At 66.3% G+C, this 20864-nt stretch carries 14 protein-coding genes and 2 pseudogenes; 6 read left to right on the forward strand and 10 right to left on the reverse strand.

The window, feature by feature from the left end:
• Positions 1-38: 38 nt before the first annotated feature.
• Both IH80_RS0105290 and IH80_RS0105295 read left to right on the forward strand, forming a co-directional pair.
• Positions 39-1406 (forward strand): DUF317 domain-containing protein, encoded by a 1368-nt coding sequence (locus IH80_RS0105290; RefSeq protein ID WP_030958082.1) that lies wholly within the window; start codon positions 39-41, stop codon positions 1404-1406.
• 200 nt (positions 1407-1606) lie between these two features.
• Positions 1607-2446, forward strand: coding sequence for a hypothetical protein (locus IH80_RS0105295; protein WP_199819214.1), 840 nt, complete (start codon positions 1607-1609; stop codon positions 2444-2446).
• Here the strand turns inward: IH80_RS0105295 and IH80_RS47100 are convergent.
• The 5 genes and pseudogenes from IH80_RS47100 to IH80_RS0105315 form a co-directional block, all read right to left on the reverse strand.
• Complete coding sequence (locus IH80_RS47100; protein WP_324609393.1) at positions 2434-2805, reverse strand: hypothetical protein; 372 nt, start codon at positions 2803-2805, stop codon at positions 2434-2436. The two genes, IH80_RS0105295 and IH80_RS47100, sit on opposite strands and share 13 nt — an antisense overlap.
• 66 nt (positions 2806-2871) lie before the next feature.
• Positions 2872-3075: pseudogene (locus IH80_RS47105) on the reverse strand (aldo/keto reductase); the annotation flags it as partial.
• Between the two features lie 73 nt (positions 3076-3148).
• Entirely contained in the window at positions 3149-4360 is a 1212-nt protein-coding gene (locus IH80_RS0105305) for a JmjC domain-containing protein (RefSeq protein ID WP_030958085.1), read from the reverse strand.
• 8 nt (positions 4361-4368) lie between these two features.
• Entirely contained in the window at positions 4369-4545 is a 177-nt protein-coding gene (locus IH80_RS45275) for a hypothetical protein (RefSeq protein ID WP_185923492.1), read from the reverse strand.
• 433 nt (positions 4546-4978) lie between these two features.
• Complete coding sequence (locus IH80_RS0105315) at positions 4979-5869, reverse strand: DUF5655 domain-containing protein (RefSeq protein WP_030958087.1); 891 nt, start codon at positions 5867-5869, stop codon at positions 4979-4981.
• A gap of 187 nt (positions 5870-6056) precedes the next feature.
• Between IH80_RS0105315 and IH80_RS0105320 the strand changes: the two genes are divergently transcribed.
• From IH80_RS0105320 to IH80_RS38915, 4 genes and pseudogenes are all read left to right on the forward strand, one after another.
• On the forward strand, positions 6057-6317 hold the full coding sequence (locus IH80_RS0105320; RefSeq protein ID WP_199819215.1) for a hypothetical protein: 261 nt from the start codon (positions 6057-6059) through the stop codon (positions 6315-6317).
• Positions 6318-6808: 491 nt separating this feature from the next.
• Positions 6809-8431, forward strand: a complete 1623-nt coding sequence (locus tag IH80_RS0105325) for an ATP-dependent nuclease (RefSeq protein ID WP_030958091.1) — start codon at positions 6809-6811, stop codon at positions 8429-8431.
• On the forward strand, positions 8428-10209 hold the full coding sequence (locus IH80_RS0105330) for a UvrD-helicase domain-containing protein (RefSeq protein ID WP_051808821.1): 1782 nt from the start codon (positions 8428-8430) through the stop codon (positions 10207-10209). Before IH80_RS0105325 ends, IH80_RS0105330 begins: the two co-directional genes overlap by 4 nt.
• Before the next feature lie 133 nt (positions 10210-10342).
• Positions 10343-10557, forward strand: a pseudogene (locus IH80_RS38915) (DUF6243 family protein).
• A gap of 108 nt (positions 10558-10665) precedes the next feature.
• Here the strand turns inward: IH80_RS38915 and IH80_RS0105340 are convergent.
• The 5 genes from IH80_RS0105340 to IH80_RS0105360 all read right to left on the reverse strand — a co-directional run bounded on the left by IH80_RS0105340 (position 10666) and on the right by IH80_RS0105360 (position 20741).
• Complete coding sequence (locus tag IH80_RS0105340) at positions 10666-13809, reverse strand: type I restriction endonuclease subunit R (protein ID WP_030958094.1); 3144 nt, start codon at positions 13807-13809, stop codon at positions 10666-10668.
• Complete coding sequence (locus tag IH80_RS40615) at positions 13809-15035, reverse strand: restriction endonuclease subunit S (RefSeq protein ID WP_158943290.1); 1227 nt, start codon at positions 15033-15035, stop codon at positions 13809-13811. The genes IH80_RS0105340 and IH80_RS40615 overlap by 1 nt, the downstream gene beginning before the upstream one ends.
• On the reverse strand, positions 15032-16777 hold the full coding sequence (locus IH80_RS0105350) for an HsdM family class I SAM-dependent methyltransferase (protein WP_030958096.1): 1746 nt from the start codon (positions 16775-16777) through the stop codon (positions 15032-15034). The genes IH80_RS40615 and IH80_RS0105350 overlap by 4 nt, the downstream gene beginning before the upstream one ends.
• Before the next feature lie 468 nt (positions 16778-17245).
• The gene (locus IH80_RS0105355; RefSeq protein WP_030958098.1) at positions 17246-18577 is read right to left on the reverse strand and encodes a class I SAM-dependent RNA methyltransferase; all 1332 of its coding nucleotides are present in this window, start codon (positions 18575-18577) and stop codon (positions 17246-17248) included.
• A 109-nt stretch (positions 18578-18686) separates the two neighbouring features.
• Complete coding sequence (locus tag IH80_RS0105360) at positions 18687-20741, reverse strand: APC family permease (RefSeq protein ID WP_030958100.1); 2055 nt, start codon at positions 20739-20741, stop codon at positions 18687-18689.
• Positions 20742-20864: the final 123 nt, after the last annotated feature.

Consider the following 20864-nt stretch of genomic DNA (forward strand, 5'->3'; position numbering starts at 1 on the left):
CGTGCCCGGCCACCGGGCACAGGAGATGACACCCCCACGTGACCACCGCCCAGTTCATCGACGCGCACGTCCGCCTCGACGTCCACCCCACCCACCCCAGTGCCGTGACCGCCGTCCTGACCGGCTCCCAGGCCCACATCCCCCACGTGGGCCTAGAGGCCGCCAACTGGACCGTGGTGGCCGAGAACACCCTGGTCCTGGCCCGCATCGATCACGAGGAGCCCTACTGGGCCGAAACGGCGGCCCAGCAACTGGCCGCTGACGGGGTCAGCGTCGAGATCACCCCGCGGCTCCGGGAAGCCATGGCCGAGGAATGGACCTGGGCCGACTATCCAATGCCCTGGTGCACCCGCAGCGAAATCCGCGAGGTCTCCGACGCGGCCCAGAAGATCTATGACGACATCCGCCATGGCCAGCTCCTCATCCACGCTCACGCCGAGGACGGCCACACCACCGTCGCGGTCGGCACCTACCTCGGCAGCGGCAGGAGCGTCTATCTCCACGGCGAGAACCATCTGCGGCAGGTCGTCGACACCTTCGACTCGCCCGCCGCAGCCCTGGTCACCTTCGAGAGGGTCCACGGCGCCGCCATGCGGCCAGGCCCGGCACCCATGACCGACACCGAGCGCGCCGCCGCCCAGGCGGAAACGTCCCCACCCGCCGCCGAATCTGGACCTCCACGCCCCCCGCCGGAAACGGTCCCCGCGTACGCGGCTGATGCCGGCGACCACGATGCTCTGCTGGAGGCGTTCCTCGCCGCCCACGGTGACTGGGAGAAGTGGCGGACCTGGTCCGACGAGACGACCCACGCGATCCACGAGTCCCAGACCCTGCGCATCGAGCGCGTCCACGAAGCCCACCCCCGCGAGACCGCCTGGACCGTAGCCGCGTACGAGACGCCCGTCTCCGACCGCATGTGGGTCCTCACCGCGACCGCCGCCACTCCGGCCCCAGTGCTGCAGGAACTGCTGGATCACCTCGCCGACGGCGACGGCTGGGACACGGCCGTCGGCGCCCCGGTGGACGAGAAGACCGTCGCCGCCGCCACACAGCCCCTGTCCGAGGCCGGGTGGAAGCACACTGTGGACGGGCGATGGATCGGCTGGACGTCCCCCGCCGGGGACGCGGGGGTCCGGTTCAACGCTTTCGCCGCCCAGCACCCGAGCCAGAACCTCGCCACCTGGACCGTCTGGGGCGGTCCAGGTCCCGACCGACCCACCTGGGCCCTCACCGCGTCCCCGCACACCCCAAGTTCGCTGCTGGCCGACCTCTCCGAGCCCCTCGCTCACAGAACCGGCACCCGGCGCACCAATACCGCAAGGCGCCCCCGCAGCGTCCGACTCCGACCCTCGCCGCCAGCTATCTCCCCACCAACGACCGGGCACACGATCAGCCGCAGTCTCTGAACCGGACACGAGCGGCTTATGTCGCTGATGCCGCCCAACGGCAGCCCTGCGCCCGGTACGCCCGGTATCGCACCTGTCCCCGTTGGGGGCGCGTCCTCACCTAGAGGGCATCACGGGATCGATCTCCTCATCAGCTGCACCTGTACGCCTCGCCCCGAATCTCCCTCGCGATGTGGCTGGGACTTGGTACGTTCGGGCGCATGACACCGCGTTCAATGGACCTGCGCAAGGAGCCTGTGGAAGCCGTGCTGGACCGTGTCGAACGGTCGCTTGAGGTACGCCTTAGCCGGGAGGCTGTAGTGCGCAAGCGCCGGTCTCTGGGGGCGCGTACGGACCGAAATACGTGGGTGCGGATCGAGCGGCGCGGACTCGATCGGATCGGGGTCCAGGGAGGGGATGGCACCGCGTCCGCCGAGGCCCTTCGCGGGATCGCGAAACCGGCCTGGCTCACAGGCGTCGCGTGGCGGGACGACACGGAGCCGGTGACGTGGCGAGCGGACGAGACGGAGATGCTGCCGGCGGCGCCGGTGAGCAGCGCTGTAGTGGCGGAGGATCCACAGCTGCCCGAGGAGTGGTGGAATGCGCTGAACGCCTCGCTGGGTGCCCTGGCCACGCAGCACACAAACCGTATCGCGACACCGGATACCGAGACCCTCACTCAGGACCTGGTCAGGGGAACGATCCACAACGTCTTCCCGGGTGTCGATGCGGCCGTAGCCGAATGGCGGCCGGCCCATGCAGATTTCAACTGGGCGAATATCACGGCGCCGGTGTTCTGTGTGTTCGACTGGGAGGACTGGGGCATGGCCCCTCGCGGCCTGGACGCGGCAAGTCTGTGGGGGGCCTCGCTCGCCGTCCCAGCTCTGGCAGACCGCGTCCGCAGCGAGCGGCGTGAGGATCTGGAGAGCCGGGACGGCATGCTGATGACCCTGTTCGTCGCCGCGAAGATCCTCGGCCCTTACGCCCATCCCGAGGACCCCCGCCTGGTCCCCGCGAGGAAGACGGCGGAGCAGCTGCTGCAGGAACTTCAGGCGCCCTGACGGGCTTTGAGGAGCTGCCTGTACTCCCGGACCACGTTCTCGTCGACCTCGTACGCCAGGGCCTCGGTCAGCTCCCGAAGATGGGCGACGTCGTCTGTGCCGACCGCGACCGCGTCGACCCGAGGGAGGCCATACGAAGAACGGAAGGCAGCCTGGATCTTCGTGGCGGACGGGGAGCCTCGCAGGAAGATCCTCGGATCGAAGCGTTCCCACACCGCCTCGGCCGTACTTCCGCCGAAGGGGCTCATGCCCCACACCTGCGACGGGCACCACCGCATCGCCAGGGCCTCGGCCGCTTCGAGGACGTCGACCCCGACCAGCAACCCCGCTCGGGCCATAAGGACATCAGGGCTTGGCACGTCGAAGTCCATGAGCGAGCGCGGATCCCAGGTCGAGACGCCCCAGGAACGGCAGAGCCCCGCCTGCGCTGCGTCGGCCAGGATCGTGCACGCCTGTTCCAGCGTCTCGGCGTCGGGTGCCGAGCGCTCTGGGTTGTGGAGAAATACCAGATCAGGCTCCCGCCCAAGATCCTTGATGGCTTGCTCGACGGCTACGCGGAGCCGGGCGGGAGCGAGACTGTGTCCGTCGGGGAAATACCCGACCTTGGTGGAGACCGAGAATTTCGGCAGAAGATCGCCTGCCGTCGCGTCAGGACCTCGTGGGAGCGATGACGCAGGTAGTTAGACGCGGTGTCGAGGCGTGTTACATCGAGGTCGGCGGCCGCTTCGAGTAGGTCACGGGCGTGACCAGACCGGTGTAGCCCGAGGACGATAGTTCCGTCAGCGGTTCGCACAGCCCCTCCGTGATCAACAAGTCGGCCAAAGTGATGATGTCGTCGGGGGCACCCTCGAGGTAGACCGGGTGACCTGACAGGAGCGCACGCAAGCTCGGTTCTGCGCGCTCGTGGAAGGTCAGCCGCTTACCGCCACCGCACACCTGGACGGTGTCACCGGAGCGGACGATGGAGGGCGCGAACTCGGTGACGGCCGCGACTCCGTCCGGCCGACCGAAGGCCGCCACGTGCGGCATGTGGCGTGCGGGCGGGGTGCTGGACCGCAGTTCGTCCAGGTACCGCTCCGGGCTGTAGGTGGCGGCCAGGGCGCTGAGCTTGTCCGTCAGCACCTGGTGTGCGGTGCCCTGCACGCCCTCCAGGTCGTGACGGAACGCGTCGTCGGCGCGGGCGGCGTCAGAGAGGAAGTTGGCCCAGGTGACACCGGTCCGTTTGGTGAACCCGAACGTCACGTGCAGGGAGTGTCCACCACTCCCCGAGCCGAGGCGGGTCGCGGTGTGCCAAAAGCCTCGTGGGATGTGCATGACGTCCCCGGCCTGCATCGTGCCCTTCCACAGCACTTCCTCGGAGGGCGTGCGGTTGCGTTCCGCGTCGCGGTACATCGGCGCCGGCCGCGAGGGACCGCGCACTTCCCACGACTTCTCGCCAGAAAGCTGCACGGCGATGACCTCGTGGTCGTCCCAGTGCAGATGGAATCCGTCGGTGTCACCCACCGCGAGGTAGGCGTTGGCAGAGGTGAGCTCGCCGGACCACCAGCCCAAGGCCCGGCAGGCGACTTCCAGCGTCGCGTCGAAGAAGTCCACGTGATCCAGGACCACGGTGCCGCCGTCGTTGAGGATTCGTCCGAGGGCCGCCATGTCCGCCTGGCTCACAGCCTGCCTGCGCCGGTTGACGTTGGTGGACAGGAACGTGGACGGGTGCACTTCCTCGCCTTCGGCATAACAGCGCAGCTGCGGATTGGCCAGATGGCGGCGCTTGATCAGGTCCAGCAGTCTGAGCGGGGTCAACAGCCGTGCGGGCAGCTCCGGGTCCGTGAGACGGCCGCGCGCGAACGCGGATCCCACGGAACCCGGCCCGTCCCAGCCGAGAGCCTTCTCAATGTGGCTGACGAGCCGGTGCTCCATGGGTTCCCCTACTCCTTCGGGAGGTTCAGGTCGCGGTTGTCGCCGTCATCTCCCGCGCTGTTCTGCGAGCTGGTGATGTCGGACCGCTCGGACTCGCTGCGGTCATGCGCAGTCGCCAGCTCCTCCACCGCGATCAGAAGCGCGGGGCTGGTCCCCGCCACCTGTGTGGATGCCCTGTCTGCCATCGAGCTCTCCTCTCAGTTCTCCAACCCAGCTCTGGGCGAACGTCTGAGTTAACCCGCGTCCACTGCACGGCAGTAGGGCGGGATTCGGACAGCGCTGCAGGACGCTCTTGCCCCTTCTCAGGGGAGGAAGCTAGGGCCTGATTCCGCCTAGACGACTGCCTGGTCTGGGCTGGGCCGAAGGAGTGTATTCATCGACCGGGAGTGTGAGCGAAGGCGAGAGTGACAACCAGGGCGCTCACCATGGCGGCGAAAGGCAGGACATCGGAGCCCCGTCAGGCGGGGCAACATAGCGTGGGATCGCCGGCTAGCCAAACCGGCGATCCCTCGCATCATTGATAGTCCACCGCCACGAACTGCCCGTACGTCGAAAGGCATCACCCAGACGACCTCAGTCCAAGCGCGAAGCGCGCATCACCGAAGTGCCGTGCAGCGATCACGCTGCTGCGTAGCTCGCACGGAACAGATCCTGGGCACGCTCCAGGTCCCGCTCGGTGCGCAACTGCACCTCCAGGTCCCCCGTGCCATGGTGGCCGAGCCCCGTCACGTCCCGAGTGAACCCGGGCACGAGGTCCACCGCCTTCGGGTCGACCTTCAGGTAGACCAGCACCTTGGTCCGCTGGGGCGGTATCACGCAGGCGAAGTTCCGCAGTCGCTGATAGGCCACGTACTGCTTGCGCTGGACACGGGTGACGCCGTCCGCCAGGCCGAGGAGAACCTCGTCGGCAGCCTCGGTCAGCTCCGCCATGGCCACGATCCGCCTCTGAGACACCTCGAGCCCACCCGCGCGCCGGCGAACCCGCCTGCTCGCACGTGTCTGCCCGGTGTCCGAGGCCACGGTCTCAAGCCCGACGAGGTCGTTGCCAAAATACCGGTAGCGAACCAGGTCGATGCTGCGGCGATGCTCACGGACCGCGTGCACGTCGTAGCGTGTGAAGTCGCCAGCGATACAGATCAGCCTCGGTCCGCTCCAGAGCACCTGGGCCGCAGGCGTAACCCCGAGCCGGTCACGGACCAGGTGCTCGAACTCCCGGCGATGGTCCATCAACCACGAGAGGTAGAACAAGCCCTGGTTGATGACGCCGGCGTCTACGCCACGCTTGTACTCAACGATGACCGGCGACCCGTTCTCGTCGAGCCCAAGCGAGTCGATCCGACCGCCGTGGCGCAGCCCGGTGCAGTACTCCCTCGCCAGGAAGCGGACGCCCAGCAATGTCTCCATGTGCGCCTCGACGAGGCCCTGCACATCTGCCTCGACCTCAGCAAGACGCGGCATGACCTCGGCAATGCCGCTTTTCGTCGTGTGGAACAGCTTCAGGCCCGACACCTTCCCCTCCTCGGCTAGGAGATCGACAACGTCGGGCAGGTGCAGGTTTGTTTCCGCGAGGGGCTTCAGAGCCGTGAAGAAAGCGTGAGCGCGGGTCACTCGCCCGCATCCCCTCCTGCCCTGCGGAGCTGCGGCCCACGAGTCAGCACGGGAGCACGACTACCGCTGCCCCGTTCATGTCGAGGACTTGGCGGCTGCCTTGTGGGAGCTGGCGCTGTCCGAAATGGCCGGCGTATTCCACGTCGCTGGATCCGACGCGATTAGCTGCTACGACCTCGGGGTGTTCGTCGCCCAGCGTGACGGCCTCAACGCCTCCCGGCTGCCCGCCGGCCGGCGTGCGGACACGCACCTGCCAGGGGCGCTCGACGTGCGTCTCGACAGCCACGACACACAGCGTCGGCTGAGCACCAGGGTCCGCGGTGCCTGGGAATTGCTCGGCGAGCGGTGAGGCGAAAAGTCGGAACGGACTTGCCTGGGCCGTCGTTCCCCCGCGGGAAGCCGGACGCACACGCTCGCAGCTCTGCTCCAGGACATTTCCTTCGAGCTCGCCCACGGTCAGCGGCGCCGAAGAGCAGACCGGACCGAGCTGCGCTTGACCACGCAGCCCGCCATCGTCCGCCCTCTGGGGGGCCCGCCTCCCGGTCAGTAGTCACACGCTGAATCCCATTGCCCGTCCTCGCGCACCCGACTATTGCGTTCGGACGCTCGGGCGGCGGCACTGGGCTCTCGACTCGGACAGCTTCGCGACCCGCAGGGAGCCTGGGCACCGATCTCCAACCACCGTCCCGGATCAGGAACCCGAAATTCCGGAGCCCGGACGTCCCAATCGTCGTAGTCTGACCGGGTGAACCTCAGCACCCTGTTGAATCCGCCCCTGAGCCATTCCGGCACCGTCGTTCGGCGTCCGAAGCCCGTACTGCGACGGACAGGTCAGCGGCGGTGAGGCTCACCAGGCTGAAAGTCGTCAACTACGCCCGACTGCAAGACCTCGACATCGAGGTCCGCAAGCACCTTGTCATCGTGGGCGCAAACGATGTCGGCAAAACGTCGCTCCTGCGGATGCTCAACCTCACGCTAGGCGCCACGCTCGGCCAGCTGTACCAGAGTCTGTCACGAGCGGATCTTCGGGACCAGGATCAGCCACTGACCGTGGAGGTGGTACTGGCCGACTTCTCCGACATTGAGAAAGCGCTGTTCCACCGTGAGATCGACATCGATGCCAGCTCCGGCGCCGCGTCGCTGACAGTCCGTCTCGATGTGCAGCCCAACGAGGATGACCTGGAGGCTGTTGTCATCCACCGGGTCCTGACCGGTACGGCAGACCGTCGCGCGCCGACTCGCCAGCAGCTCGACGCGTTCGGCTGGCGCTACCTGCCAGCCACGCGCGGGACGAGCGGGGCACAGCTCGGGGGCCCGAACAGTGCCCTACAGCTGATGTTCGACAGCCTCGACATGGGCGCGGAGAGGGCCGCCCTCACGGGGATCCTCGGCGACTTCAACGACAAGCTCCACGTCAGCGAGAGTCTGACCGAGCTCCGCAGGAAGATCGCCGGGCACCTGGCCAAGGCCATGCCGCGCCCGGTCACCGCCAACGATCTGGCTGTGCGCACCGCGGCCGACCCGGGTGCCTCCGTGCTGGAGGGCGTCTCGATGTTTCTCCACCGCGATGACCAGTACGTGCCGATCGCCCAGCAGTCGGATGGCCTGCGCCAGCTGATGGCGCTCACCCTGTTCGACCTTGCCGAGAACGCCGCAAACATCATCGCGGTCGACGAACCGGAACTCCACCTGCATCCTGCCAGCCAGCGGACCATCGCCGAGTTGTTCGCCGTGGCCGAGAACCAGAAGATCGTCTGCACGCATTCGCCGTACGTTCTGCAGCGCTTCGAGCCAGCCCAGGTGCTGGTGGTTGCCCCCGGTGGGGATGTGCACCAGGTGCCGGACGGTGGCTTGGGTGCGGTGGAGAAGCTCCGCGCCCAATGGTGGTCGCCGCGCCTGCTAGAAGCCCTGACCGCCCGCTACGTCATCGCGGTCGAAGGCGTCGCCGACAGGATCATCGTCGAAGCGGCAGCACGGGCACTCGGTATCGGGCTCGACCGTCTCGGCGTAGTCGTCTTCGAACTGGACGGTGCCGACAAGTTCCGGCACGTCTACAAGATGCTCGGGGAGAACGGCTTCGGCGTGCATGTCTTGGGACTCGTGGACAAAGCCGAGGAAGGCATCTTCCTCGGTGCTATCGGGGGCCGGCCCAAGGATCTGATCGGAGCGAAGGTCTGGTCCAGCAACAGCGACCTGGAGGACGAGTACTGCAAAGCGCTGACTGGGCCTGGAGTTGGCCGCATCCTCATCGACGCCGGCGTGTGCCGACTCGAGGGGCTGCTCCAGGCGTGTGGTGCCTCCAGCGAGGGTGAGCTCACGTCCGAAGCCGTCGCGGCCTACTGCCGCAGGAACAAGACCGATGCGGCCACAGCCGTGGCGGACGCGATGACCCGGGAACAAGCGGAGGCGATAGCCAGCGTCACCGGAATCCTCACCCGGGCGAAGGAACTGGCCGGAGGATGAATCAGGAGACGGGACTAGACCCGGCCTACAGCCCAACGGCGAATCTGCTGGCCATCGCACCGCCGGGCTGCGGCAAGACGGAGCTGCTCGCCCGCCGTGCGGTTCACTTGCTCGGTGGGCTGCAGCCCCACCAGCGCATCCTTGCACTGACGTTCTCCAATCGCGCGAAGCAGAACCTGCGTGAGCGTCTTTTGCGCACTTTGGGACCGCAGCGTTTTTCGCGCCATGTCCGAGTTACCAACTTCCACGGGCATGCTGCTGACATCATCCGCGCCCACGGCCGGACTCTAGGGCTCGATCCGAACACTCCGATGCCTGGCCGCTCAACCCTCGCCGACGCGATCTCCTTGTTCACCGACGGCCTAGACATCGGCCCTGCCTTCAACCGTAGGAAGGCCATCGAAGCGGCCCTGGCCGCCGCAAAGCAGGGCCCATACGATGACGATGAGGTGCGCGAAGCCCTCGCCGCCAGCGGTAACACTTTCGCCCAGCAGATCGAGGCCAAGCGTCTCGCGGAAGGGATCTTCCACTACGAGGATCTGCTCCGGCACGCCCAACGGCTGCTCAGGGTTGAGGAGATCGCCCGCCTGTACCAGCTGCACTACGGTGCGGTTCTGGTCGACGAGTTCCAAGACATGTCACCGCAGCAGCTGGAGATCGCCCTCGGGAGCAGCTCGGCTAGCCGGACCTTCGTCGGCGACCCTCTTCAGGGGATCTTCAGCTGGGCTGGCGCGAGGCCCGCTGAAGTGGAACGGGAGTTGAGGGATATCTGCGGCGAGCCACGCCGTCTCACTGTCTCCTATCGGTCCTCCCCTGCCGTGCTCGACGTCGTGAACCATGTCGCAGCCCGGCTCGACGATGTCGCGGATCTCCGGTCGGCCCGGCCTGATGCCTGGCCCCAGGGCGGGGCTGCAGCCACCGTGGGCTTCAACAGCGGGGCCGAGGAAGCAGGGTGGATTGTGGACCGGGCAACCGAAATCCTGTCTGCCTTTCCCAAGGCGACCATCGGCGTCATCACCCGGTCTGGGTGGCGCCGCAAGTACGTGGATGCGGCGTTCTCGGACGCGGTCCACCTCCGGTGCCAGCGCTGGGACCTCGCGATCGAGGACAGCACCATGGTTCAGCGGCTGGTGGCCATGGTTGCCCAGCTGCCACGCCAAGCCGATATGGAGAGGCTGCGAAGCGCAGTGCTTGGAGGCATCGACCCGAGCGATGTCGACACGATGGAACAGGCGACGAACGCCCTATCAGAGTTCGAGAGCCTGGCCAACCAGGCGGGATCTTTCGCCGCAGCGGCAGCCCAACTCCGCATCGTGGAGGAGGGCTCGGCAATCGAGCCGGGCGTCCACTTGCTCAACGCCCACACAGGAAAAGGACAGCAGTTCGACTGGGTGTTCGTGCCCGGCTTCGAGGGCTGGCACATCCCAGATGGTCGGGCCGACACCGCCGAGCAACTGACAGAAGAGCTCCGGGTCGTCCTCGTCATGGTCTCCAGGGCACGCCATGGCATCGTCATCACCCGCGCGCGGTCCCTGATCTCCAAGGCAGGCAAACCCTACGCCACGCGCGAGAGCCAGTGGTGGCCCATGATCGTCGAGGCATGCCCAATGAACGCCAACACCCTTACCCAGCACGTCTCTGAACTGATATCCCAAGCCGCCCCTCGGGATGAGTCCGTGTCCGCACCGCCACAAGCGTCACCCCGGGCGCTCGCCGAAGTTCCGGCCAACGCCGGGGCGACAAAGAGCTTGGCACGCGGGGCCGACGGAACCGGGTAGCGTAATTGTCATGTTCTTTCAGGCGCCGATTTACGAGTGAGCGCGTGACGGACACCGCTGATGTCCTTCAACGTCGCCGTCCGTCCCCACCAATGACTCCGTAGATCACTTCACGTCACCGGCGGGAGAACCCGTGACCGACAGCAAGAACATCGACAACCCCGTGGGCCAGGGCGGCGGCCAGCGCAAGAGGCTGTCCCGCTCCGAACGGCAGAACAACAATCTGCGCCGCAACCTCGACCGCCAGGGTGCCGCCGACCGGAAGGCGCAGCTGGTGCGCAAGACGCGCGAGAAGTACGTGGAGCTGAGGACGCCGGACAGGCGAGCGACGACACCGCACAGAGCTGACGCACCGCCGCCGCAGGGCGGCACCGCACGGGGCAGGGCCCCGACCGCGGCGCGCGGTCCGGACCCTGCTGCCGCATCGGGGCTCTGCTGCCGTACTGGCTGCCGTACCTAAGAATCCAGCTGCTGCTCGACCGCTGCTTCGTAGAAGGCATCCGCGAGGGCAACGATGATCGAGTTGATGGCCGGCCCGTCGGTGAAGAAGTAGTCGGCCATCGTGTTGTGGGCGTCCTGGTTGTCTGCGACCGCCTCCGTAACGGCTGCTTGGAAGTCCTGCGACTCCACGAACTGCTTCTTCGAGTTCACCTTGGTCTGCTTTACCAGGTTCGGGTCGGCGAGCAACCGCTGAACGAGGCCCTGCACGAACTCCCTGATCTGGTACTCGGCGAACGATTCGGCGCCGAAGAGGTCGTTCATCTTGTCTATGACGACCTGGAGCGCGACGTACTTCGGGTCCTTCTTGGTCCCCTTGCCGGCGTCCTTGATACCCTCCAGCTTCCCGTCGCCCACGAGCGAGATGTCGACCGGGATCGCCTTGTTGTGCTTGACCCCGACCAGCACCACGTCGGAGAGGTCGACGTCGGCCGCCCAAGCGGACTCGGCGATGACCTTCTCCAGCAGGCGCAGGAAGATCGAGAGCATCTCCATGTAGGGGTCGCCGTAGTCGACGATCTGGGACATGAAGTCATAGAGGCGTACGTAGGTGGAGACGTCCTTGCGGAACAGGTCGAGCGCCTGGAGCGTGACCTTGTCCTCTTCCTCGATCGCCCGCGCGTAGCGGCGCCGGAAGTCGTTCTGCGCCGGGCTGATCGCCGCCGAGAGGGCGTTGTTGCCCTTCCGGGTCACCCACAGTTCGGCGACCTTGCGGACGTCGTCCTCGGTGTAGATTCCGGCCTGGGCGAGCTTGTTCGCCAGGTGGACGACGACGTACGGGTCGGTCTCGGTCTCCAGGGTGGCGTTCTTGAAGTACGGCTCGAAGGCCGCCTTGATGTCCTCGGGCTTGTTGGCGAAATCGATGACGAACGTCTTGCGCTTCTGCTCCCCACTCGCGGTGCGGTGGGTGCGGTTGAGCCGCGAGAGCGTCTGCACCGCGGCGACCCCTGACAGCTTCTTGTCGACGTACATCGCCGAGAGTAAGGGCTGGTCGAAGCCGGTCTGGAACTTGTTGGCGACCAGCATGATCTTGTACGTATCACCCTTGTACGCGGCCGCCAGATCAGCCCCGGCACCGGGGTTCATGTTGGCCTCGGTGAACTCGTCATCCTTCGACGGCTGCGGGCCCCAGTCGCTGTGCCAGGTCTCGTCCTCGTTCATCGTCACCCCGGCGGAGAAGGCGACCAGGGTGCGGTAGTTGTACGAGGCGTCCTCGGCGCTGCGCCTGGCGATGTAGGCGTCGATGGCCCGCTTGTACTTCACCGCGGACTTGCGCGAGTCGGTCACCACCATCGCCTTCGCCTTGCCTTCGAGGAGGTAGGCGACGTTGGAGTGGAAGTGCTCGACGATGATCCGCACCTTCTGGCTGATGTTCGTCGGGTGGAGCTGCACCCAACGCATCAGACCCTTGCGGGCGGCGGCCTCCTCGACCTCCCCTCCGTCACCGCTCTCGGCTCTGCCGGCGATCTTCAACGCGGTGTCATAGTGCTGGTAGCCCTTGAGCACGTCGAGGATGTAGCCCTCCTCGATCGCCTGCTTCATCGAATACAGGTGGAACTCGTACGGCTTCCCGTCGGCACCCTTGCGGCCGAACAGCTCCAGCGTCTTGTTCTTCGGCGTCGCAGTAAAGGCGAAGTAGGAGATGTTCTCCGACTCGGCCCGCTCGGTCATCTCCGAGGCCAGCAACGACTCCACATCGATCTCGCCACCATCCTCGATCTCCTTCACCTCCTCAGCGGTCAGCACCTGCTTCAGCTTCGAGGAGATTTGACCCGACTGGGAGGAGTGCGCCTCATCGGCGATGACGGCGAACCGCTTGCCCTTCAGGCCGGCGTCGCTCCGTATCTCGTCCAGCGCATGCGGGAAGGTCTGCATCGTCACGACGATGATCAGCTCACCGTTCTTCAACGCCTGCGCCAGCAGACCCGACTTCGACTTCGCGCCGGCCTTGCGGACGTCTTCGGGGCTGATAGTCGCGACGATCTTGCCAGTGCCGTCGATCTGCCGGATCGCATCCTGCAGCTGGGAGTCGAGCACGGTGCGGTCCACGACCACGATGACCGAGTCGAAGACCTTCTTGTCACCGACATGCAGCCGCGCCAGCCGATGGGCCGTCCAGGCGATGGTGTTCGTCTTCCCCGACCCGGCCGAGTGCTCAATCAGGTACCGCTGCCCGACTCCCTCCTCCTTCACCGCCTCGACGATGCTTGTGACGGCCTCCCACTGGTGGAACCGCGGGAAGAGCATGCTCGTACGCCGTACCGAGTTGCCGGTGGTGACGTCCCACTCCTCCTTGGTCTGCACGATCATCAGCCGCCCGATGATGTTCAGCCAGGCGTGCTTCTCCCAGACGCGTTCCCACAGGTACGCCGTCGCCGACCGTCCGCCCGCACCAGGCGGGTTGCCGGCACCGCTGTCGAAGCCGATGTTGAACGGCAAGAAGTGGGTCTTCTCCCCCTCCAGTCTCGTAGTCATCGCCGCCAAGTCGTTCGAGACAGCGAAGTGCACCAGCGCCCGATGCCCGAACGACAGCAACGGCTCCGGCCGCCCGTTCGTCAACGGATTGCGATCACGCTTGTACTGGTTGACCGCCTCGTCCAGCGACTGGGTGAAGTCGGTCTTCAGCTCCACCGTGGCCACGGGGAGCCCGTTGACGAAGAAGACCAGATCGATGCTGCGCTGGTCAGCGGTCGTGAAGTGCACCTGCCGCACCACCCGCACCCGCATCGCCTCGTAGTGCGCCGTCGTGGTCTCGTTGAGCGACGTCTCCGGACGGAACTGCGCCATCTTCAACCGGCCGCCACCGATGTACTGCACCCCGTTACGCAGGATGTTCAGCGTCCCACCACCATGCTCCAGCGGCCGATCGAGCGCCGCGGTCAGCACATCGAGGAACTTCGCCTGCGACCCCGCAGCCTTCAACGCCTTCTCGTACGCCGGCTTCTGCGTCTCCTCCAGCCACGCGAACAGATCAGCGGGGAACAGCGCCCGCTCCCGGTCGTATTCACCACCGTCACGGTCATTTTTCGAGTACAGCCAGTCGTGATCCCGCAGGTACTCGCAGATCTCCCTCTCGAAGACGTCCTCGTTGTGGTCGGCCATCACGCCACCTCACGCAGGTCGATCTGCCCCGTCACCGCAGCCGTGATCAGTGCCGATCGGCGTTCCCTGGAGAGTTCGATGAACCGATCCGACTCGGCGATGAGCCTGTCGATCTTCGCGGTCTCTTGGTCCAGCATGGTGGCTACGCGCCATTGCTCGAGAGGCTGCACCATGGGAATACGCATAGATCGCAGCTTTTCAGCCGTTAGGTGCGGAATGGTCGACTTGTTGCACACGATATCGATCACCCCCACGTCTCGATAGGTCCGCAGCACGTAACCCAGCCAGGAAGATGACCAGTTATTGAGTGGCCGGAGTCGATTGACGGTCTTCTGGAAGGACCATCCGGGCATGTCCTGACGAACAAGTGCATTCGTCCCGACTGCGCCACCCTCGACAACGAGCAAGTCGCCCTTGAGTAGGTTGAGACTTGCTGCCTCTCTGGCGGAGTAGGGCATTTGATTGACATCGCTAAGCCTCAGCCCGGAATCTTGAATGTTCCCGGCCCGGATATACGGAAGCATTAGATCTCCGGCGCGGGCCTCTTTACTTCCGTCCAGCATCTTCCCCAGCGTTACCGAGAAGTGATATCCGATGGCGGTGAAAGCGACGTCCGACGGGGGCGAGAATGGATTGGTTACACCGAGGACCGTGTCCCGGATCAGGTCCTGTCGACGCTCGTGCAGCATATCGATCAGCCGCTGTTGCTCCTCGATGAGCGTGTCGATGCGGGCCGTCTCGCGGTCGAGGTAGTCAGCAATGGAACGCTGCTCGTCTGCAGGGGGCAGTACCAGAGGAATGCGAGCGAAGGTGCTCCAGTTACGGAAGTCAACGCTGCGCTCGCGGACGTTCGGCGCCTGGGTAGTGAGGAAGCCAGAGGTGCCAAGGTGGCGCAGCAGGCGGGCAAGGTAAGCGGGATGGTCGCCTGCCACAGGCTCACAGACGTGGTAGACGGGTGAACCGTTGCCATGACTGTCTGAGACGCCGACGGCACCGGCAAAGCCGTCGAGGGCGTGGAAGACCAGGTCGCCGGGGCGGATCTCCTGATAGCCGTTCTCGGTATCGGAGAAGGTGTAGCCGTCCTCACGACGGTTCGAGCGCAGAGTGACTGCGCCATCCCGATAGGCGGTGATAACGCCGAGCCCCGACCGAGCAGGTCGGTCCAGCTGGCGCAACACTCGCCGCACCGATGTCTCACGCCAGTCGGGCCGCGGTGTGGCGATCACTGCTCCACCTCCCTCAGCAAGTCGAGGATCTTGGCGACCTGCTTCTCCAGGTCGGCGTCGATCTCTGCAAGGGGGCGGGGTGGAACGTACCTGTAGAAGTGGCGGGTGAAGGGGATCTCGTAGCCGGTCTTGGTCTTGGCCCAATCGACCCAGGCGTCAGGAACGTGCGGCTTCACCTCCGCGTCGAAGTACGTCTGGATGACTTCACGCTCCCCTGCAGCGCCGACGGTTGAGCCACCGTACGTGAAGGGCACGTTCTCGGTGTCACGCTTCTTCGAGTCGGGCTTCGGGTTGCCCTTCCGGTCGACGACAGGGCTCCCATCCTCATCGAGCAGGGGACGCTCGACGGTGATGGTCCAATAGCCGAACTCGTCGTTGCGCAGCACCTTGGAGAAGTCAGGATCGGCGTCCTCGAAATCGGCGTACAGCCGCACGATCTCAGCGCGGTCATGGTCGCTGATCTCGCGTCCCTTGGACCCGAGGTTCTTACGCATCTTGGTCCAGAACGACGTGCCATCGATGAGCTGGACCCTGCCCTCGCGGTCGGGGTGCTTGGTGTTGTCGAGGATCCAGATGTAGGTGGCAATGCCGGTGTTGAAGAACATGTTGGTCGGCAGGGCGACGATCGCCTCGACCAGGTCGTTCTCCAGCAGCCACCTGCGGATGTTGGAAGGGCCGGATTCGGCGGCGCCGTTGAAGAGCGGCGAGCCGTTCATCACGATACCGACGCGGCCACCGCCGTCCTCGGGTGCGCGCATCTTGTGGGCCAAGTGGAGCAGGAAGAGCATCTGGCCGTCCGAGGTCGCGGGGAGTCCCGGCGCGAAGCGGCCGTAAGGGCCGGCGGAGTCGCGCTCCTCCTTGACTGCCTTGGCGTACTGCTTCCAGTCCACTCCGTAGGGCGGGTTGGACATGCAATAGTCGAACTGGCGGCCCTTGAAGGCGTCGTCGGTGAGCGTGTTGCCGAAGGCGATGTTGGTCGCGTCGTGGCCCTTGGCGAGCAGGTCGGACTTGCAGATGGCGTACGACTGCGGATTGTACTCCTGGCCGTACAAGCTCAGCTTCGCTTCGGGGTTCTCGGCGAGCAGGTGCTCCTCTGCCAGAGAGAGCATGCCGCCGGTGCCGGCGGTGGGGTCGTACAGCGACCGGATGATGCCGTCCTCGGTGAGGTCGACGTCCTTCTCCGCAAAGAGGAGGTCGACCAGCAGTCGGATCGCGTCGCGCGGCGTGTAGTGGTCTCCGGAGGTCTCGTTCGCGGCCTCGTTGAACTTGCGGATGATGTACTCGAACGCATCCCCCATATCCGCGTTGGACACCTCGTCGGGGTGCAGGTCGACGTCGCCGAAGGACTGGACGATCTCGCGCAGGAGCCCTGCCTTCTCCAGGGCCAGAATCTCCTTCTTGAAGTCGAAGGACTCAAACACGTCCACGTCGGCGGAGAACCGGTCGATGTAGTCAGCGAGGTTGTCCGCCAGCCCGTCCGGATCGGCCAGCAGGTTCGCGAACTCGTAGTTGGAGGTGTTGTAGAAGCTCCGTCCCGTGACCTTCTTGACCTCGACCTTGAGCCGGTTCGGGTTCTCGTACCTCGCAGCCAGCTCCCGTACCGCCGCGCGGTCCGGCTCGAGGATGCAGTCAAGCCGCCTCAAGATCGTGAACGGGAGAATCACCGTCCCGTACTGGTTGGGGCGATAGGGGCCCCTAAGCCGGTCAGCGAGTGACCAGATGAAGCTACCGAGCGTGCTCACAAGGTTCCTTACGAGAATCGTCTAGCAGTGCCGATCACTCTGCCAGAGGCAGCAGCCAGCGTCCCATGGTTCAGCTATGGGACCTCCTCGACGTGCTCTTGCCGATCGACCCCGGAGTCTGCGCGTGCTGCCGGAGTGGAACTTCCCCAAGCATTGGAAGATGGCAAAGCGAACCAGGCTCGGCGGACTTCCACTACGGCGAGATGAAGATGCGCTGGCACGGCACCGAAGCACCCCTGGGCAAGCAACTGCTCCTGAGCGTGCACTGGACAGCGTCCGGATAGGAGCTGCGGGTCGTTCGTGCCCTCACCTCCCGCAGGAGAACTCCGGCCCACCGCCACCGCAGGAAGTGCCAACTGACACCCCATCAGAATGAGCGTCAAATGAGCGTCACGAGCGTCATTTCAGCGTCAAGATATCGCCCGTAACGCCCACACCGCACATAATGCGCACGAGTAAAACCGCAGGTCAGGAGCCCTTTGCGGCCGGTTCGAGGATGGCGACACACTCCACGTGGTGGGTCATCGGGAAGAGGTCGAAGACGCGGAGGGTGCGGGGCTTGTAGCCGGCTTCCGCAAAGTACGCCAGGTCGCGGGCCAGGGCCGCCGGGTCGCAGGCCACGTACGCGATGCGGCGGGCCGAGAGGCCGGCCACGTGGCGGACCGTCTGCTTGCCCGCACCCGCGCGCGGGGGGTCCAGGACGACCAGGTCGCACTCCGTGATGCCGGTCTTCGGGAGGACCGTCTCGACCTTGCCCTGTTCGATGCGGACCCGGGGGAAGTCCGCCAGGTTGTGCCGGGCGTCCTCCACCGCGCGCTTCGTGGACTCGATGCCCAGCACCGCGCCCGTCTCGCCGAGGCGCTCGGCCAGGGCGCCCGCGAAGATGCCGACGCCGCAGTACAGGTCGAGGGCCATCTCGCCCTTGCGCGGCATCAGGCCCTGCATCACGGCCTTGATCAGGGTGTCCGCGGCCTGCGGGTGGACCTGCCAGAAGCCGCCCATGCCCACGCGGTACGTACGGCCGTCCGCGCGCTCCCGTACGAAGGGGCGGCCGTGGACGCGGTGGACCCCGCCGTCCTTCTCCTCCACCCGCAGGACGGAGACGGGCTTGTCGAGCTCGACGAGCGGGAGGCGGCCGCCGGGGCGGGGGGTGAGGACCACCTGGCGGTCCTGGGAGCCGGTCGCGGCGATCGCCTCGACCGTGGCCATCTGGGGCCAGTCCTGCTTCTCGATGCCCAGCTCGCTGACGCCCGGCGCCGCGATCATGCAGTGGTCGATCGGCTCGATCTCGTGCGAGCGGTGCTTGCGCAGGCCGACGGTGCCGTCCTCGTCCACGGCGTACTGGACGCGGGTGCGCCACTGCGGCACCTGGCCCGCCGGGAGCTTGTCGCCCTCGGCCGGCATCACGGTGCCGTCCCAGCCGGCCTCCTCCGCGGTGAGCCCCGCGAGCCGCTTCAGCTGCTCGGCGACGACCTCGCCCTTGAGCCGGCGCTGCGCGCCCGGCTTGGCGTGCTGCCAGTCACAGCCGCCGCACTTGCCGGGGCCGGCGTACGGGCAGGGGGCCTCGACGCGGTCCTTGGAGGCGTCGAGCACGGTGATCGCGTCGGCGCGCAGGAAGCGGGAGTCGGCGTCGCCCTCGGTGACCTTCGCGACGACCTTCTCGCCGGGCAGGGTGTGGCGGACGAACAGGACCCGGCCCTCGGCGGTACGGGCGATGCAGTGGCCGCCGTGCGCGACGGGGCCGACCTCGACCTCGTACTCCTCCCCGACCAGTGACTGCTTCTCGTTCTGCTGCGTCATGGCGGGGTGGCTCCAAGGATGAGAAGGATGAGAAAGACCGGAAAAGCGGAACGGCCGGACGACCGACCCACCAGTTTACGTGGATCTCGTCCGGCCGTTCACCACCCGTTCAGCCCTTGCCGGTCGGTGCCTTCGGCGGTCGCGGGGTGTCCACCGGACCGCGGCGCACCGAGCCCGGGGCGTTCCAGTCCTGGCGCTTCTTCGCCCGCCGCTTGGCGAGCTCCGAGGACTCCAGCTGGTAGGGCACCGAGGTGACCATCACACCGGGGGTGAAGAGCAGCCGGCCCTTGAGGCGCAGCGCGCTCTGGTTGTGCAGCAGGTGCTCCCACCAGCGGCCGACGACGTACTCGGGGATGTACACGCTGACCGCGTCGCGCGGGTTCTCGCTGCGCAGGCCCTTGACGTACTCGATCACCGGGCGGGTGATCTCGCGGTACGGCGAGTCGAGGATCTTGAGCGGGACGTTGATCCCGCGCCGGTCCCACTCCTCGCGCAGCGCCTTGGTCTCGGCCGGGTCGACGCTGATGCTGACCGCTTCCAGGGTGTCCGAGCGGGTGAGCTTGGCGAAGGCCAGGGCGCGCAGCGTGGGCTTGTGGACCTTGGAGACCAGGACGATCGAGTGGACCCGGGAGGGGCGCACGCTGTCGTCGCTGGGGCCCTCGGCGGCGGCGATCTCGGCGGAGACCCGGTCGTAGTGCTTCCGGATCGCGGTCATCGTGCCGTAGAAGATCACCATGCCGAGCAGGGCGACCCAGGCGCCGTGGGTGAACTTGGTGGCCAGGACGATGACCAGGACCATGCCGGTGAAGAAGGCGCCGAAGGTGTTGATCGCCCGGGAGCGGTGCATGCGCCGGCGGGCGGCGACGTCGTGCTCCGTCTTCAGGTGCCGGTTCCAGTGCCGGACCATGCCGATCTGGCTCAGCGTGAAGGACACGAACACGCCGACGATGTAGAGCTGGATCAGCTTGGTCGAGTCCGCGTCGTAGATCCAGACCAGCAGGATGGCGGCGCCGGCGAGGAGCACGATGCCGTTGGAGAAGGCCAGGCGGTCGCCGCGGGTGTGCAGCTGGCGCGGCAGGTAGCGGTCCTGCGCGAGGATCGAACCGAGCAGCGGGAAGCCGTTGTACGCGGTGTTCGCCGCCAGGAAGAGGACGAGCGCGGTGGCGGTGGCCAGCAGGAGGAACAGGATGCTGTCGCCGCCGAAGACCGCCTCGCCGACCTGGGAGATGACCGGGTCCTGGACGTACTCCGGGCCGACCGGGACGCCGTTGTGCAGCAGGTCCACGGCCGGGTTCTCGGCCATCCGCACGTCGGTGGCCATGGCCAGGCCGATGATCCCGCAGAACATGGTGACCGCCAGGCCGCCCATGAGGGCGAGGGTGGACGCGGCGTTCTTGCTCTTGGGCTTGCGGAAGGCGGGGACGCCGTTGCTGATCGCCTCGACGCCGGTCAGTGCGGCACAGCCGGAGGAGAAGGCGCGGAGCAGGAGGAAGACCATGGCGAAGCCGGCCAGGCCCTTCTGCTCGGGTTCGATCTCGAAATCGGCTGTCGGCGCCGACATGGTCTCGTCGAGGACGATGCCCTTCCAGGCACCCCAGGCGATCATGACGAAGACCGCGGCGACGAAGACATAGGTCGGGATCGCGAAGAGCTTGCCAGACTCCTTCACACCGCGCAGATTCATCAGCGTGAGCAGAAGGATCATGACGATCGCCGAGAGCACCTTGTGCTCGATGACGAAATGCACGGCGGAGCCGAGATTCTCGACTCCGGAGGAAATCGAGACGGCGACGGTCAGGACGTAGTCGACGAGCAGGGCGCTCGCGACGGTCAGACCGGCCTGGGGGCCGAGGTTGGTGTTGGCCACCTCGTAGTCGCCGCCACCGCTGGGGTAGGCGTGGACGTTCTGCCGGTAGGAGGCGACCACCGTGAACATCAGCACGACGACCGCGAGGGCGATCCAGGGGCTGTACTGGTACGCGGAGACGCCCGCGATCGACAGGACCAGCAGGACCTCGCCCGGGGCGTACGCCACCGAGGAGAGAGGGTCGGACGCGAAGACAGGAAGGGCGATCCGCTTGGGAAGGAGGGTTTCCCCGAGGCGGTCGCTGCGTAGCGCCCGGCCGATCAGGATCCGTTTGGGCACGTCGGTCAGTTTGGACACGCAGAGGATCGTAAGCGTTCGAAATCAGACTGACGAACCCCCCACCCCCTCATACCGCAATCCCGTCGCATTTCCTCCCCGAGCGCACCACGACCGCACCACGAGTGCGCCCCGGATACACCC

It is taken from the genome of Streptomyces sp. NRRL S-378, from assembly GCF_000720645.1.
Lineage (GTDB): Bacteria > Actinomycetota > Actinomycetes > Streptomycetales > Streptomycetaceae > Streptomyces.